10 protein-coding genes are annotated in these 15,082 nt (G+C 44.8%); 9 read left to right on the forward strand and 1 reads right to left on the reverse strand.

Features of this window, described 5'->3' with window-relative positions; all coding sequences use genetic code 11:
• Positions 1 to 209: 209 nt before the first annotated feature.
• The 4 genes from V7M78_RS07310 to V7M78_RS07325 all read left to right on the forward strand — a co-directional run bounded on the left by V7M78_RS07310 (position 210) and on the right by V7M78_RS07325 (position 4,199).
• A complete protein-coding gene (locus V7M78_RS07310; RefSeq protein ID WP_333647942.1) occupies positions 210 to 866 on the forward strand; it encodes a GntR family transcriptional regulator in 657 nt (218 codons plus the stop codon).
• 234 nt (positions 867 to 1,100) lie between these two features.
• Entirely contained in the window at positions 1,101 to 1,559 is a 459-nt protein-coding gene (locus tag V7M78_RS07315; protein ID WP_333647944.1) for a DUF6323 family protein, read from the forward strand.
• A complete protein-coding gene (locus V7M78_RS07320; RefSeq protein WP_333647946.1) occupies positions 1,546 to 2,409 on the forward strand; it encodes a DUF6179 domain-containing protein in 864 nt (287 codons plus the stop codon). Before V7M78_RS07315 ends, V7M78_RS07320 begins: the two co-directional genes overlap by 14 nt.
• A gap of 251 nt (positions 2,410 to 2,660) precedes the next feature.
• Positions 2,661 to 4,199, forward strand: coding sequence for an ATP-binding protein (locus V7M78_RS07325; protein WP_333647948.1), 1,539 nt, complete (start codon positions 2,661 to 2,663; stop codon positions 4,197 to 4,199).
• 78 nt (positions 4,200 to 4,277) lie between these two features.
• Here the strand turns inward: V7M78_RS07325 and V7M78_RS07330 are convergent, their stop codons facing one another.
• A complete protein-coding gene (locus tag V7M78_RS07330; RefSeq protein WP_333647950.1) occupies positions 4,278 to 8,549 on the reverse strand; it encodes an acyl-CoA dehydratase activase-related protein in 4,272 nt (1,423 codons plus the stop codon).
• Between the two features lie 243 nt (positions 8,550 to 8,792).
• Here V7M78_RS07330 and V7M78_RS07335 point away from each other — a divergent pair, with 243 nt between their 5' ends.
• The 5 genes from V7M78_RS07335 (at position 8,793) to V7M78_RS07355 (ending at position 14,830) form a co-directional block, all read left to right on the forward strand.
• Positions 8,793 to 9,734 (forward strand): magnesium transporter CorA family protein, encoded by a 942-nt coding sequence (locus V7M78_RS07335; protein ID WP_333647952.1) that lies wholly within the window; start codon positions 8,793 to 8,795, stop codon positions 9,732 to 9,734.
• A 12-nt stretch (positions 9,735 to 9,746) separates the two neighbouring features.
• Entirely contained in the window at positions 9,747 to 10,592 is an 846-nt protein-coding gene (locus V7M78_RS07340) for a rhomboid family intramembrane serine protease (protein WP_333647954.1), read from the forward strand.
• A gap of 16 nt (positions 10,593 to 10,608) precedes the next feature.
• Positions 10,609 to 12,045, forward strand: a complete 1,437-nt coding sequence (gene pyk / locus V7M78_RS07345; protein WP_333647956.1) for a pyruvate kinase — start codon at positions 10,609 to 10,611, stop codon at positions 12,043 to 12,045.
• 137 nt (positions 12,046 to 12,182) lie between these two features.
• On the forward strand, positions 12,183 to 13,454 hold the full coding sequence (locus V7M78_RS07350) for a diaminopimelate decarboxylase (RefSeq protein WP_333647958.1): 1,272 nt from the start codon (positions 12,183 to 12,185) through the stop codon (positions 13,452 to 13,454).
• Positions 13,455 to 13,621: 167 nt separating this feature from the next.
• Positions 13,622 to 14,830 carry a methyl-accepting chemotaxis protein gene (locus V7M78_RS07355; RefSeq protein WP_333647960.1) on the forward strand — a complete coding sequence of 403 codons (1,209 nt, stop codon included), beginning with the start codon at positions 13,622 to 13,624 and terminating at the stop codon, positions 14,828 to 14,830.
• Positions 14,831 to 15,082 lie beyond the last annotated feature (252 nt).

Raw genomic sequence — 15,082 nt, forward strand, 5'->3', positions numbered from 1 at the left:
GGTATATGACATATCGTATATCGTATACGATATACAACTATTTTTATCATTTTCAAGGTGTAATGTCAATGATTTTATTAAATTATATTAATTATGTATATTTTGGATTGTGATTTTTGTACATTTTATACATGGCGTTTGTGCGCTGTTTGACGATCGGTTCTGCCTATGATATAATTGTTTCGTATCTATTTTTGGAGGTTTATAAAATGTCCGTGAAATTAAACGCCGTGGAAATGCTTCCTGTCCGGTTTAAAATCGCATCACAATTAAGAAAAGCTATTTTAGCAGGAGAATTTCAAGAAGGGGAAGAACTGTCATTGACTCACACGGCTTCTCAGATGGGGGTGAGCCGTACTCCGGTCCGGGAAGCCTTCCAGATGCTGGCTTCAGAAGGCTTGATTGAGCTGCATCTAAATAAAGGCGCTGTTGTTAAGGGGATCAACATTGATATGATCAGGGATCACTTTGATCTGCGGTGCGTTTTGGAATGCGAGGCTGTAGCCAGGGCTGCTCTCTCCAAAATGGACACTTCCGGCTTAGAGGACCGTCAAAGTGAGATAGAAAAAAAGGAAGGCCTCTTTACTTCTGATGAATACCGTTCCTATAATCAATATTTTCATCAGACGATCTGGGAACAGGCAGCCAACAAAAAGCTCTTTTCAACACTTGTTACGCTCTGGAATGGCAGCTCATTCGGTAAAACCACGCCTGAATGGGATCACTATATTGAATCCATACGAGAGCACCGGTCGATTTTAAACAGTATTATTAAAGGCGATCCTTATACGGCCCGGAAAGACATGGAAGCGCATTTACTTAGAAGCATGAGGAATATTATTGACAGTTATTCTGTGGGCAAGTAAGAATATTTAAATGAACAGGCGAAGGTGCTGCAAGATCACTTTGATTCCGTGATTTTGCAGCACCTTCTTATTGATATTTTTCATATTATTTAAATTTTTATTGACAGGAAACAATTTATAATCCCTCTCTTTTTATGTATATATCATACCACAAAAACGACTTTTTTTCAAGTCTTGTAATTTCCCCCCATTGGGCGTAGACTTGGTATTTATCAAAGGAAAGGGGCGTTTTTTATGGAAGATAAAAAATGGCTTGAGGCAGCAAATGACAGTATGCAGCTTGAGAGAATCAGGAAGGCCAATGACTATACAAAAAAGTTTGGCCTGTCCCTGACAGAGGAAGAAGGAGCCCTGCTTTTAAGGGAAAGGAAAGAGGTTTTAAGGAATCAGGAGCGGGTGGAGTTTGGAGAAGGAATCCTGCCTAAGCTGATTTATGCCTTCTGTGATTCTCCTTATATTTATCAGGACAATTACGTGGAAACAATGGGACGGCTTCAGGACATTTTTTATTTTTATAAAAATGAGTCCCTGGATGAGTATACGGATGATGAGCTGATTGACTTTATGAAGGAACAGTTTGACGGGCCCTGCCAGGGTTCCCTGGATTATCTGGAGGACACCCGGCTGGAAACCTTTGCAAGAAGGGCCCGCTTTGGACAGGGACGGTATGAGGAGGAAGATGAAGAAGGATAACATGGAAGAACTGCTTCCTCTTGTAGGGGAACTGGCTGAAAAATATACGGGTAAGGAGAGTACTTCCATTACCTATGAAAAAGCAAGACAGCTTATGGGAGCTGTCCTGTACTGCATCCGGGAATATGAGGTGGGGCTGGAACAGAAAGAGGGCCTTATTTCCCCTGATGACCGGGTGGAGGCAAAAGCAGCTTACCGGCTGGGCTATGAAAAAGTTCTTGAAAAGGTAAAGGAAACCCAGGCTCTGTATAACCACATCATAGGGGATTTTAATTCCTACGGGAACCGGTGCTATTATGATACCTTTGCAAAGGGACTTCCTTCTTTCTTTTTATATTATGATCCTCGTTTTACCCCTCAAGATCACCTTCTCACTCTGGATTATCCTGTTTTATGCCCCATGAATTCCTTGCGGGGGATCGATGCCATCCATGTCTATGTGAAGAGCATTGGCCTGGAACAAACCCTTCTTGGGAAGTTCCCGGAAGAATATATCTTTCATGTGCTGAAAGCCTATTCTGCGGATTATAAGAGTCTGTTCATCAATATTGCTTCTATTGTACTTCGAAATGTTTTAGGATGCAGGATGGCAGGAAAGGGGATTCATACAGGTAAATATACGGATGAGGAAATAAAACGGCTGGAAAACTGCATAAACTGCAATACCGCCGAAGAACTGGAACGTTATCTGAAAGAGCTGACTGATGAACTTATGGATATTGGATACGGAAACAATGAGGAATTAGGAGAGTATCTAAAAAAGGATCTCCATGATTATGCTTTTGAACTGAAGCAAGGGATTAAAAACCGGTGCCTGGACCGGATTGTTGCCACATGGGGTGAAAAGTGAGGCATTATATGTTGGAAGAATAGCTCATCTACAAACATTATGACACACTACCATCTTGTGTTTATGGTTCCGAATAAACTGAAAATCCTTTGGCAAGACCTATGTTTTATGCTATCATTACAGAAATAGGAAAAGAGTAACATGTTTATTGGTGATTCTTCGTGTTTTGGGGTACTATCACATAATGAGAATATACGAAAGACTATGTGCTTAGAAAATGGAATTATTACTAATACGCTGCCAGGGGGTGGGTGGAATTGAAAATTGAGGAAGTGTTAGCATTTGAAGAAATGCAGATTTTTGACCGTAAAAGTATAAATATTGAACCGAAAGCATTGGCAATACCACTTGTTGCTTTTGCAAATGCAGATGGAGGAACCATTGCTATAGGAATTTCAGATAAGACACGCAGAATAGAGGGAATAGATTACGAAGTTCAGAAATTAAATGAACTTCTGAGAGTACCATTTGATTTTTGCAATCCAACTATCAAAGTAGAACTGGAAAAGGTACCATGTACAGATTTTCAAGGTAGAAAAAATCATGTACTACTGATGCACATTGATCCTAGTCCACAGGTACATGCAAATCAGGCTGATGAAGTTTTCTTACGGGTGGGAGATAAATCAAAATCACTTTCATTTGATGAAAGATTACAACTCACTTATGACAAAGGAGAACGATACTTTGAAGATAAGCCAGTTCCGGATGCCGGCATTGAAGATATTGATATGGATTTGGTAAAAACATATATTGATAAAATAGGCTACAGTAAAACTCCGCTAGAATATCTGATGCAAAACAAAAGCTTTGTAAGAGAAAAAGATGGACTTTTACTGGTTAGTACCGCAGCAATTTTGTTGTTTGGTAAGAATCCTCAGAACTTCTTTCCTCGTGCCAGAGTGCGTTTTATAAGATATGAGGGAATGGAAGAAAAGTTTGGAACAGAGATGAACGTAATAAAAGATGTCATCTTTGAAGGAACAATTCTTAAGATGATTATTGATGCTGTCGCATATTTGGACACTCAGATAAAAGATAAAACTTATCTTGGTAACGATGGAACATTTGTAACCGAAGAAGAGTATCCGAAGTTTGTACGCCAAGAATTAATTGTTAATGCAGTAACTCATCGTGCATACAGTATCAGTGGAACTGACATTCAGATAAAGATGTTTGATAACCGTATTGCGGTAGAAAGTCCTGGTAAATTACCGGGACTTGTAAGAGTTGACAATATTCGTTACACTCATTTTTCAAGAAATCCGAAAATAGCAGAATTCCTGAAGGCCTATAATTTCGTTAAGGAATATGGGGAAGGAGTTGATCGTATGTGCGCAGAACTTGAAACAGCAGGGTTAAAAGATCCGGAATATCATACGAATGCATTTATGCTTCAAGCGATTATTTATAATACAAATGTCAATAAGGAAACGAGCGTTATCAATAAAGATGTTGATTCGTTCAGGGAATTGGTACTTGAAGCTAATAAGTCGGCGGTTGATAGAAAAAAATCGGCGATTGGAACTGAAAAGCTGGCGATTGATGCATTAAAGTCGGCGATTGAAAAACAAAATTATAATGAACCTACAAAAAAGAATATTACTTTAGTATATAAAGAAATTGAAACAAACCAAATTTTTAGCACTGGGGATATTGAAAAGATATTGGACTGTTCATCCTCAACTGCAAGGGCTATTATGGCTAAAATGCGCGATATGGAAGTTGTTGTGGGTGTAATAGGCAAAGGTAAAGGTAAATACCGTTTCATATATATGAATGAAAAATAAATTATATTTGTTTATGTAAGAAGAGGGTGCTACAAAATCACTTTATTTTAGTGGATTTGCAGCACCCTCGTTAACCTGTTAACTCATTTCCCGCTCCATATCAGCAGGATTTTCTTTATTCAAATTTTTCTGAGCCGTAGAAAGCATCAGTTTAATCCGGTTTAACTGGTTTACCTCACTGGCACCTGGATCATAGTCCACGGCAATGATGTTGGACTCGGGATATGCCTTTCTCAGCTCCTTGATCACGCCCTTTCCAACGATGTGGTTGGGAAGGCAGCCAAAGGGCTGGGCGCAGACGATGTTGTTGGTTCCCGTATGAATCAGCTCCAGCATTTCTCCTGTCAGGAACCAGCCTTCGCCGGTCTGGTTTCCGATGGATACAAATTCCTTTGCCATGTCAGCCAGATTTCCGATGTGAGCCGGAGCAGTAAAATGTCTGCTCTTTACAAGCTCTTTTTTTGCAGTCTTACGGAAGTATTCCAGCAGGGAAATACCCATGTTGGAAAGGGCAGCAGTCTTTTTCCTGCCTCCCAGGTTTTCCGCTTTAAAGTTATTGTTATAGAAGCAGTACAGCAGAAAGTCCATTAAATCCGGCATGACAGCCTCGGCCCCTTCTGCCTCCAGAAGCTCTACGATGTTGTTGTTAGCCAAAGGAGAGAACTTGACCAGGATTTCCCCTACAATGCCCACCTTAGGCTTTTTAACCTCATTTCTGGGCAGGTTGTCAAAGTCTCTGATGATTCCCTTTAAATTCCGGGAAAATGTCATCATGCCCGGTGTTTTTGCCGACAATGCTTCGATGCAGCGCTGTTTCCACTTATCATGAAGGGAGTTGGCGGAGCCGGGAATCTTTTCGTAGGGGCGGGTGGCATATAACACTCTCATAAAGACGTCCCCGTATACCACAGCCTGCATAGCCTTCGTCAGAAGGGGCAGGGTGATGGTAAAGCCCGGATTGGTCTCCATGTTTCCCGCATTGACGGAGATAACCGGAACCTGGCTCATACCGGCCTTTTCTAAGGCCCTGCGGATGAAGCCAATGTAATTGGAGGCCCGGCAGCCTCCGCCGGTCTGGCTCATAAAAATGGCCGTGCGGTCTAAATCATATTTGCCGGAAAGAAGAGCGTCCATGATCTGCCCCACCACAATGAGGGAGGGGTAACAGGCATCGTTGTTCACGTACTTTAACCCGGTGTCAACGGCGGAACGGTTGTGATTTTGAAGAATCTCAATCCGATAGCCAAAGGAACGGATAGCAGGCTCCACTAAGTCAAAGTGAATGGGTGACATCTGGGGGCAAAGGATGGTGTATTCCTTTTTCATCTCCTTGGTAAAGGTGACTCGGTGATAAGCGCTGGAAACCACTTTCTGCTCATAATGGCTCTTGTCCCTGACCTTTAATGCGGCAATGAGGGAACGGATGCGGATTCTGGCGGCTCCTAAGTTATTGACCTCGTCGATCTTTAAAACCGTGTAAATCTTTCCCGAGCCGGTCAGGATGTCACTGACCTGGTCAGTAGTAACGGCATCCAGGCCGCAGCCAAAGGAATTGAGCTGAATTAAGTCCAGGCAGTTTTCATGCTTTACCAGGCTGGCTGCCTTATAGAGGCGGGTGTGGTACATCCACTGGTCTGTCACCACCATGGGGCGCTCAATTTCAGCCAGATGGGAAATTGCATCTTCAGTGAGGACCGCAAAGCCATAGGAGGTGATCAGCTCAGGAATTCCGTGATTGATCTCCGGGTCCACATGGTAGGGGCGGCCTGCCAGCACAATACCCCTCTTGCCATTTTCTTTAAGCCAAAGAATCGTCTCTTCTCCCTTTTTCTCCATATCGGAGCGGGAGGCAAGAAGCTCTTCCCAGGCCTTGTGAGCGGCCTCAGCGGTTTCTGAAACCGGAATTCCAAAGTCTTCAGCAAATACTTCTGTCAGACGTTTTGTCAGTATTTCTTCATTGGTGAAAGCCATAAACGGATTTAAGAAACGGATGTTTTCTGTCTGAAGCCCTTCCACATTGTTTTTTATGTTTTCAGCATAAGAGGTGACAATGGGGCAGTTGAAATGATTTCCGGCGTCAGGTGTTTCGTTCCGCTCATAGGGGATACAGGGATAAAAAATGGTCTTGATTCCCCGGCGGATCAGCCATTCCACATGGCCGTGGGCAATTTTTGCCGGATAGCATTCCGACTCGCTTGGAATGGACTCAATGCCCAGCTCATAAATCTTTCTGGTGGACTGGGGAGAAAGCACGGTGCGGAACTTTAATTCTTTAAAGAAAACGGCCCAGAAGGGATAGTTTTCATACATGTTCAAAACTCTGGGAATGCCGATGGTGCCTCTTTCGGCCAGGTCCTCTTCCAGAGGCTCGTAATCGAACATGCGGTGGAATTTGTAGTCAAAGAGGTTTGGCACCTCCCGTTTGGCCTTTTCTTTTCCAAGGCCCCGCTCACAGCGGTTTCCACTGATGAACTGGCGGCCTCCGTCAAAGCGGTTGACAGTCAGAACACAGTTGTTGGTACAGCACCTGCAGCGGGTCATAGAGGTCTCATAGTGAAGGCCCAGAATCTTGTCAAGACTGAGCATGGCAGTGGTCTTTGAATCCTCGTACCGCTCCCTGGCAATGAGGGCGGCCCCAAAAGCGCCCATAATGCCTGCGATGTCAGGACGAACGGCTTCACAGCCAGCTATTTTCTCAAAGCTTCTTAAGACGGCATCGTTGTAAAAGGTGCCGCCCTGAACCACCACATGCTGTCCTAAATCAGAGGCGTTGGTGATCTTAATAACCTTAAATAAGGCATTTTTAATAACCGAATAAGCCAGGCCTGCGGAGATGTCGGAAACCTCAGCTCCCTCTTTCTGCGCCTGCTTAACGTTGGAATTCATAAATACGGTGCACCTGGTACCTAAATCCGTGGGATTTTTGGCAAACAGGGCTTCTGTAGCAAAGTTTTCCACAGTGTAGTTTAGGGAATTGGCAAAGGTTTCGATGAAGGAACCGCAGCCCGAGGAGCAGGCTTCATTGAGCTGAACGCTGTCCACAGTGTTGTTTTTAATGCGGATGCACTTCATATCCTGTCCGCCGATATCCAGGATGCAGTCCACCTTCGGTTCAAAAAAGGCGGCGGCATAGTAGTGGGAAATAGTCTCTACTTCCCCCTCATCAAGGAGAAAGGCTGCCTTTAACAGGGCCTCCCCGTATCCGGTGGAGCAGGACCATACAATCTGACTGTCCTCTGTCATCTGCTCCTTGATTTCTCCCATAGCCCGGATAGCCGTTGCCAGGGGATTTCCGTTGTTGCTGCTGTAAAAGCTGTATAATAGGGTGCCGTCTTCTCCTACAACTGCCACCTTTGTGGTGGTGGAGCCGGCATCAATTCCCAAAAAGCATTTTCCGTGATAAGAAGACAATTCTCCTTTTTTTACGCAGTGGCTGTTGTGGCGTGACAGGAATTCGTCATATTCTGACTGGTCAGCAAACAAAGGCGCCATGCGCTTTACTTCAAAATCCATCTGAATGCCGGTGGACAAACGATCAATCATCTCTTCCAAAGAGACAGTTTCCCCCTTGATTTCTTCGGCGTTTATGGCGGCTCCCACGGCAGCAAATAAGTGGGAGTGATCCGGAGCGATAATAGCATCCCCGGACAAATTTAAGGTGCGGATGAATGCCTTGCGAAGCTCCGGAAGGAAGTGGAGAGGCCCTCCTAAAAAGGCAACATTTCCCCTGATGGGCTTTCCGCAGGCCAGTCCGCTGATGGTCTGGTTTACTACAGCCTGAAAAATAGAGGCCGATAAATCCTCCCTGGTAGCCCCTTCATTGATGAGAGGCTGGATATCTGTCTTTGCAAATACTCCGCAGCGGGCCGCAATGGGGTAAATGGCCTTGTAATTTGCTGCGTATTCGTTCAGTCCGGAAGCGTCAGTCTGTAAAAGAGCGGCCATCTGGTCGATAAAGGACCCGGTGCCTCCGGCGCAGATTCCGTTCATTCTCTGGTCAATTCCGCCGGTAAAATAAATTATTTTCGCATCTTCTCCCCCAAGTTCGATTGCCACGTCGGTCTGCGGGGCATAATCCTTAAGAGCGGAGGCTACAGAAACCACCTCCTGAACAAAGGGGACCTTTAAGTGTTTGGACAGAGTTAACCCTCCGGAGCCTGTAATAGCAGGCTGGAGATCCATAGGCCCCAATTTATCGTAGGCCTTCTTTAAAAGACCGGCCAAAGTTTCCTGTATATTAGCAAAATGCCGTTCATAATCAGTAAATAGCATTTCGCGGCTGCTGTTTAATATAGCAATTTTTACGGTTGTGGAACCGATATCGATTCCTAATGTGTTATATGTAATCATACGCGCGGGATAATCCCTTGCCTCCTTTTGTGCAAAAGTAAGTTTACGACTCACCGGACATCAGTTTACCATAAAATAAGAAATAATACAATTCCGTTCACGTGATAAATATATGTTAAAACTAGCAAAATTTGTTTAAGTTCACTAAATCTGCCTTCATTTTATTTGACAAAAAGACTTCTGGAATCTATAATGTATAAGTCGAAGTATGCAAAAATTTTTTAGTAGAAAGGGGAGAAAGCCATGATTCGGATTTATAAAACAGAGAACGGCCTGATCCAGCAAAAGGATGAACTTCTGCCAGGCTGCTGGGTGGCTCTTACGAACCCTACTGCGACGGAAATTCTGGAAATTGCCGATACGTATCAGATTGATCCCGACGATTTAAGGGCTCCTCTGGATGAGGAGGAGCGTTCCCGTATTCAGGTGGAGGATCATTATACCCTGATTTTAGTGGACGTTCCCACTGTAGAGGAAAGAGGAGGAAAGGACTGGTACGTGACCATTCCTGTGGGTATTATCACCACAGAGGATGCCATTATTACGGTCTGTCTGGAGGACACCACAGTACTCAATGCATTTATGGATGGAAGAGTCCGGGATTTTCACACCTATATGAAAACCCGTTTTATCCTTCAGATCTTGTATAAGAATGCATCCCTTTATCTGCAATATCTGAGAGTTATCGACAAAAAAAGCGGAGAGGTGGAGGAACAGCTTCACAAGTCCACCAGAAACCGGGAGCTGATCGAGCTTCTGGAGCTGGAAAAGAGTCTGGTGTATTTCACCACATCTTTGCGTTCCAATGAAGTGGTGCTGGAAAAGCTTATGAGAATCGAAAAGATCAAGAAGTATCCGGAAGATACGGAGCTTTTGGAAGATGTTATCGTCGAAAATAAGCAGGCCATTGAGATGGCTAACATTTACAGCGGCATTTTAAGCGGAACCATGGATGCTTTTGCATCCGTTATTTCCAATAACCAGAACATTGTAATGAAGTTTTTGGCAACCATCACCATTGTCATGTCCATCCCTACCATGGTAGCCAGCTTTTATGGAATGAATGTGAATACCAGAGGAATTCCCTTTGCGGACAGCCCCTACGGCTTTTCCGTTGTCTTGGGCCTGACCCTGGTTCTGACCCTGATTGTGGCATGGATTTTTTCCAAAAAAGATATGTTTTGAAAAGAGGAAAGCATGAAATTTTTTTACAACCTGGAGCGCAGATTCAGAAAATATGCGATTCCAAATCTGATGTATTATATCATCGGCATGTACGGTGTGGGACTTTTAATCACCTGGTTTGCCCCGGGATTTTATCTGCAGTATTTATCTCTTGATGCAGGAAAAATCCTTCAGGGTCAGGTGTGGAGGATTGTTACCTTTATGATTTATCCTCCTGGAACCGACCCGTTTTTTGCCATTCTCAGCCTGTATTTATACTACATGCTGGGAACCAATTTAGAGAGGGTATGGGGCTCGTTCCGTTTTAATGTCTACTTCTTTATGGGAGTGGCTGGACATGTGGCCGCTGCTTTAGTGGTTTATGCCCTCACAGGGATGAGTGTGTTGATGACCACCCAATTTCTCAATTACTCCCTGTTTTTTGCTTTTGCCGTCACCTTTCCGGATATGGAATTTCTGCTGTTTTTTGCCATTCCTGTCAAAGCTAAGTGGATGGCCCTTTTTAATGGCATTTACTTCATTTACGGATTCTTAGTGGGAGGCATGGCAACCAGAATCACCATTGTTATGTCACTGCTCAACTGCATTATCTTCTTCCTTATGACCCGCAATTTAAGCCGTTTTAATCCGAAGGAGATCAAAAGAAAGCAGACATTCCGCAGGCAGATGAAAATAACACCCCAGGGAGGAGCCCATCACCGATGCGCCGTGTGCGGACGGACGGAAAAAGACTCCCCTGACCTGGAATTCCGTTATTGCTCAAAGTGCCAGGGCAGCTATGAATACTGTTCTGAGCATTTGTATACACATAAACACGTTACGCCGGATCACCCTGTATCCGGAGACACGATTAACTAGCTACGGAGGACGATTCATGAAGAGAACCAAGATTATTTGCACCATGGGACCTAACACCAATGACCGGGAACTAATGAAAGCTCTGGCTGAACACGGAATGGATATTGCCAGATTCAACTTTTCACATGGTGACTATGAAGAGCAGCAGGCCCGCCTTGATGCCTTAAAGAGCATCCGCGAGGAATTAGATCTTCCCATTGCAGCCCTTCTTGATACCAAGGGACCGGAGATCCGTACCGGACTTTTGGAAGATGGAAAGAAAGTAATTTTAAAAGATGGAGATACTTATATCCTGACAACAGAAGAGATTGTGGGAAATGCCTCAAGAGGACATATTAACTATGACGGACTGAACCAGGATGTAAAGGCCGGAAACCGGATTCTCATTGACGACGGTCTCATTGAGCTGGAGGTTCTTGAAGTAAAGGGCAGTGAAATCGTCTGCAAGATCATTAACGGCGGGGAACTGGGAGAGAGAAAAGGCGTTAACGTGCCTAATGTAAAGGTAAAGCTTCCGGCTCTGACAGAAAAGGATAAGCAGGACATTCAGTTCGGTATTGAACAGGGCTTTGATTTTATCGCAGCTTCCTTTGTCCGTACCGCAGCAGCTATTTATGAAATCAAGGAAATTCTGGAAGCCAGCAATTCCAATATCAGCGTTATCGCCAAGATTGAAAATGCAGAGGGCATTGAAAATCTGGATGAGATCATTGAAGCCAGTGACGGCATCATGGTTGCCCGCGGCGACATGGGTGTGGAGATTCCGGCTCAGGAGGTTCCATTTATCCAGAAGAGTATCATTGAAAAGTGTAACGAAGCATGTAAGCCGGTTATTACCGCCACCCAGATGCTGGATTCCATGATCCGCAATCCCCGTCCCACCAGAGCAGAGGTGACGGACGTGGCAAACGCTGTTTATGACGGAACTGACGCTGTTATGCTTTCCGGAGAAACTGCCATGGGCAAGTATCCGGTGGAAGCCCTTTCCATGATGGCCTCTATTGTAGAGGAGACAGAAAAGCATCTGGATTACAACGGCTACCGCAAGCGCAAGGTTTCAGCTGTTAACGTTCACAACGTGTCCAATGCCGTATGTTATTCTTCCGTGTCAACAGCTCATGACCTGGGAGCAAAGGTAATTGTAGCTCCAAGTATTACAGGCTTTACTGCAAGGCTTTTATCCAAGTGGAGACCGGAAAGCCAGATCATCGGTTTGTCCCCAAGCTCTGCGGCACTTCGCCAGATGCAGCTTTACTGGGGAGTCCAGCCCCTTCATGCAAAGCGCGCGGAATCCACCGACGTCCTCATCTATTCCTCTATGGAGCTGTTAAAGTCCAAGGGAATTGTAAAGGAAGATGATATGGTAGTAGTAACTGCCGGAGTGGTGAGCCCGGTGAGAAAGCATGAACCGGCCGCACATACCAACATCATGCGTGTGGTGACTGTGGACTGATTAAGTTACAGGTAATTTGAATATTTATACAATATATATATAGACAAAGGAGTCTATCCCCGGTACAATAATCTGGAAAGCAGATGTGCTGGAGACAGGCTCCTTCTGCTGTCTAAAGCTGCGAGAGGAGAAAAAACATGGAAAAGAGACCATTTGTAACAAAGGAAAAGTTAGAAGAAATTGTGAGGGAGTATCCAACACCCTTTCATTTATATGATGAAAAAGGAATCCGGGAAAATGCGGCGAAGCTGAAAGAGGCATTTGCCTGGAACGAGGGATTCCGGGAATATTTTGCGGTAAAGGCCACGCCAAATCCCTTTATCTTAAAGATTTTAAAGGACTATGGCTGCGGAATGGACTGCTCTTCCCTGACAGAGCTTATGATGTCTGAGGCGACAGGCTTTGCTGGACCGGATATTATGTTTTCTTCCAACAATACCCCTGCTGAAGAGTACCGCTATGCGGACAAGATGGGAGCCATCATCAACCTGGATGACATCACCCACATCGATTTTCTGGAAGAGTCCATCGGCTATATACCGGAAACCATAAGCTGCCGTTACAATCCAGGCGGTTTATTTAAAATCAGCACTGATATTATGGATAACCCGGGAGATGCCAAGTACGGAATGACCACGGAGCAGATCTTTGAAGCGTACAAGATATTAAAGAGCAAGGGAGCCAAAAGGTTTGGAATTCACGCTTTCCTGGCAAGCAATACAGTGACCAACGAATATTACCCCCTTCTTGCCAAGGTGCTGTTTGAACTGGCGGTGAAGCTGGAGAACGAGACAGGAGCTGATATCGCATTTATCAATCTGTCAGGAGGAATCGGAATCCCTTACCGTCCCGATCAGGAGCCTAATGATATCCATGTGATCGGAGAGGGTGTGCGCAAGGTCTATGAGGAAATTCTGGTGCCTGCAGGCATGGGAGACGTAGCCATTTATACGGAGCTTGGACGTTTCATGCTGGCGCCTTACGGCGCTCTGGTGACAACGGCGGTTCATGAAAAGCATACCCATAAGGAATATGTAGGCGTGGATGCCTGCGCCGTGAATCTGATGAGGCCCGCCATGTATGGAGCTTACCATCACATTACGGTCATGGGCAAGGAAGAGGCTGCCTGCGACCATAAATACGATGTGGTAGGATCTCTTTGCGAGAACAATGATAAATTTGCCATTGACCGGATGCTGCCTGAGATTTCCAGGGGGGATCTGCTGTTCATCCATGATACGGGTGCTCACGGCTTTGCCATGGGATATAATTACAACGGAAAGTTAAAATCAGCGGAGCTGCTGTTAAAGGAAGACGGTTCCGTCCAGATGATCCGCAGAGCGGAAACTCCGGAGGACTATTTTGCCACCTTTGATTTTTGTGATGTATTAAAAAATACCGAAAAATAATGTGATAGGTTAAAATAAATTTTCTGTTTTGCTAAAATTATTTTAGAAACTGCCGATATACACAATATAAAACATAAAAACTAACAAGGGGTGCAGTACAAATGGGAGAACAGGAAAGACAGAATTCAATTGCTCTTAGTAAGAGATTAGCAAGGGGATTCAGGATAGTGAATATCACCACGGCTTTGATTTCGCTGGTAAGTATCTTCGCTATTTACGGGTTATATTCTAAAGATAATGTTTCATCAGGGTTTTTTGTGCTTTTTTCGGCCGCAATACTGCTTTTGACCGTCTTATCTTTCGTTGTAAGCATAGTTGTGAGCAGGGTCTTAAATAAGAGCATTGTCCGTCCTCTTAAGATACTCAGCAACATAGCGCAGCAGTTATCTGTGGGGGATGCCAGCGCAAATGTAAAGGTTCTTACCACTGATGAAGTAGGGGAGCTGATGCAGTCCTTTAAGACAATGGTGGAAAACACCAGAAACCAGGCTCAGACAGCCGAGGCAATCGCCAATGGGGATTTGACGGTTCATGTAAGGGTTAATTCAGAAAAAGATGTTCTGGGCATTGCCTTAAGCCGGATTGTGGAGAAAAACAACCGCGTTCTGTCCCAGATCTGCGGCGCATCAGGCCAGGTAGTGGGCGGTGCAGGACAGATTTCAGAAGCCAGTGTACGCCTTTCAGAAGGAGCAAGCCGTCAGGCGGCTTCTCTTGAGGAGCTGGCAGCAGCAGCGGAGGAGGTAAAAAACCAGATCCGCCTAAGCGCAGACCATGCAGCAGCAGCCCGGACATGTGCCAACGATGTGAGGGACGGGGCTGTGGAAGGAAACAAGCACATGGAAGAAATGCTCCGTGCCATGGACGAGATCAACGTATCCTCAGCCAATATCTCAAAGGTAATAAAGGCCATTGAGGACATTGCTTTTCAGACCAATATGCTGTCTTTAAACGCTTCCGTAGAGGCTGCAAGGGCAGGCAAATACGGAATGGGTTTTGCGGTTGTGGCAGATGAGGTGCGCAGTCTGGCAGCCCGTTCTGCAAAGGCTGCAAAGGAAAGTACGGACATGATAGAAAGCTCCATACAAAGGGCTGAGTACGGAACCAGGATTGCAAAGACCACTGCAGATGCCTTTAATAAAATCGTGGGAGGAATCGAGGAGGTTGCAGACCTGGCAGAGAAAATAGCCGGAGCATCGTCAGAGCAGGCCCAGGGCATCTCCCGGATTAATGATGAGCTGAATCAGGTTTCCTCAGTGGTGCAGGCCAACTCAGCAGCGTCTGAGGAGAGCACTGCAGCTACTTCCCATTTATACCGGCAGGCTGAAACCCTGAAGGATATGGTACAAACCTTTAAATTGAAAAATCCATGTGAATGAGAAAGAGCCGTTGTAAAAAGGTGATTAACTGCCTTTTTACAACGGCTTTTGTGTGTATTCTTTCCCAAATCAACAGAAAAATCCCTGTGCCACATGACACAGGGAGATTTTTCTTAGGATTTTCGGATTTCAAAAAGGATGTAAGGATAATTGTTTCTTGTGCATTTCTTATGTCATTAGTATATCATAAGACCTCAGGAAAAGTTTGTATATTGTTTGAATAGATTATGAAGATTTTCTTAATTCAATCGA

The organism is Lacrimispora sp. (assembly GCF_036758025.1).
Lineage (GTDB): Bacteria > Bacillota > Clostridia > Lachnospirales > Lachnospiraceae > Lacrimispora.

Excerpts from the sequence above, each read along its gene's own strand:
- V7M78_RS07310 (WP_333647942.1), top strand. The coding sequence starts at position 210 with ATGTCCGTGAAATTAAACGCCGTGGAAATGCTTCCTGTCCGGTTTAAA.
- V7M78_RS07315 (WP_333647944.1), top strand. The coding sequence starts at position 1,101 with ATGGAAGATAAAAAATGGCTTGAGGCAGCAAATGACAGTATGCAGCTT.
- V7M78_RS07320 (WP_333647946.1), top strand. The coding sequence starts at position 1,546 with ATGAAGAAGGATAACATGGAAGAACTGCTTCCTCTTGTAGGGGAACTG.
- V7M78_RS07330 (WP_333647950.1), bottom strand. The coding sequence starts at position 8,549 with ATGATTACATATAACACATTAGGAATCGATATCGGTTCCACAACCGTA.
- V7M78_RS07335 (WP_333647952.1), top strand. The coding sequence starts at position 8,793 with ATGATTCGGATTTATAAAACAGAGAACGGCCTGATCCAGCAAAAGGAT.
- V7M78_RS07340 (WP_333647954.1), top strand. The coding sequence starts at position 9,747 with ATGAAATTTTTTTACAACCTGGAGCGCAGATTCAGAAAATATGCGATT.
- pyk (WP_333647956.1), top strand. The coding sequence starts at position 10,609 with ATGAAGAGAACCAAGATTATTTGCACCATGGGACCTAACACCAATGAC.
- V7M78_RS07350 (WP_333647958.1), top strand. The coding sequence starts at position 12,183 with ATGGAAAAGAGACCATTTGTAACAAAGGAAAAGTTAGAAGAAATTGTG.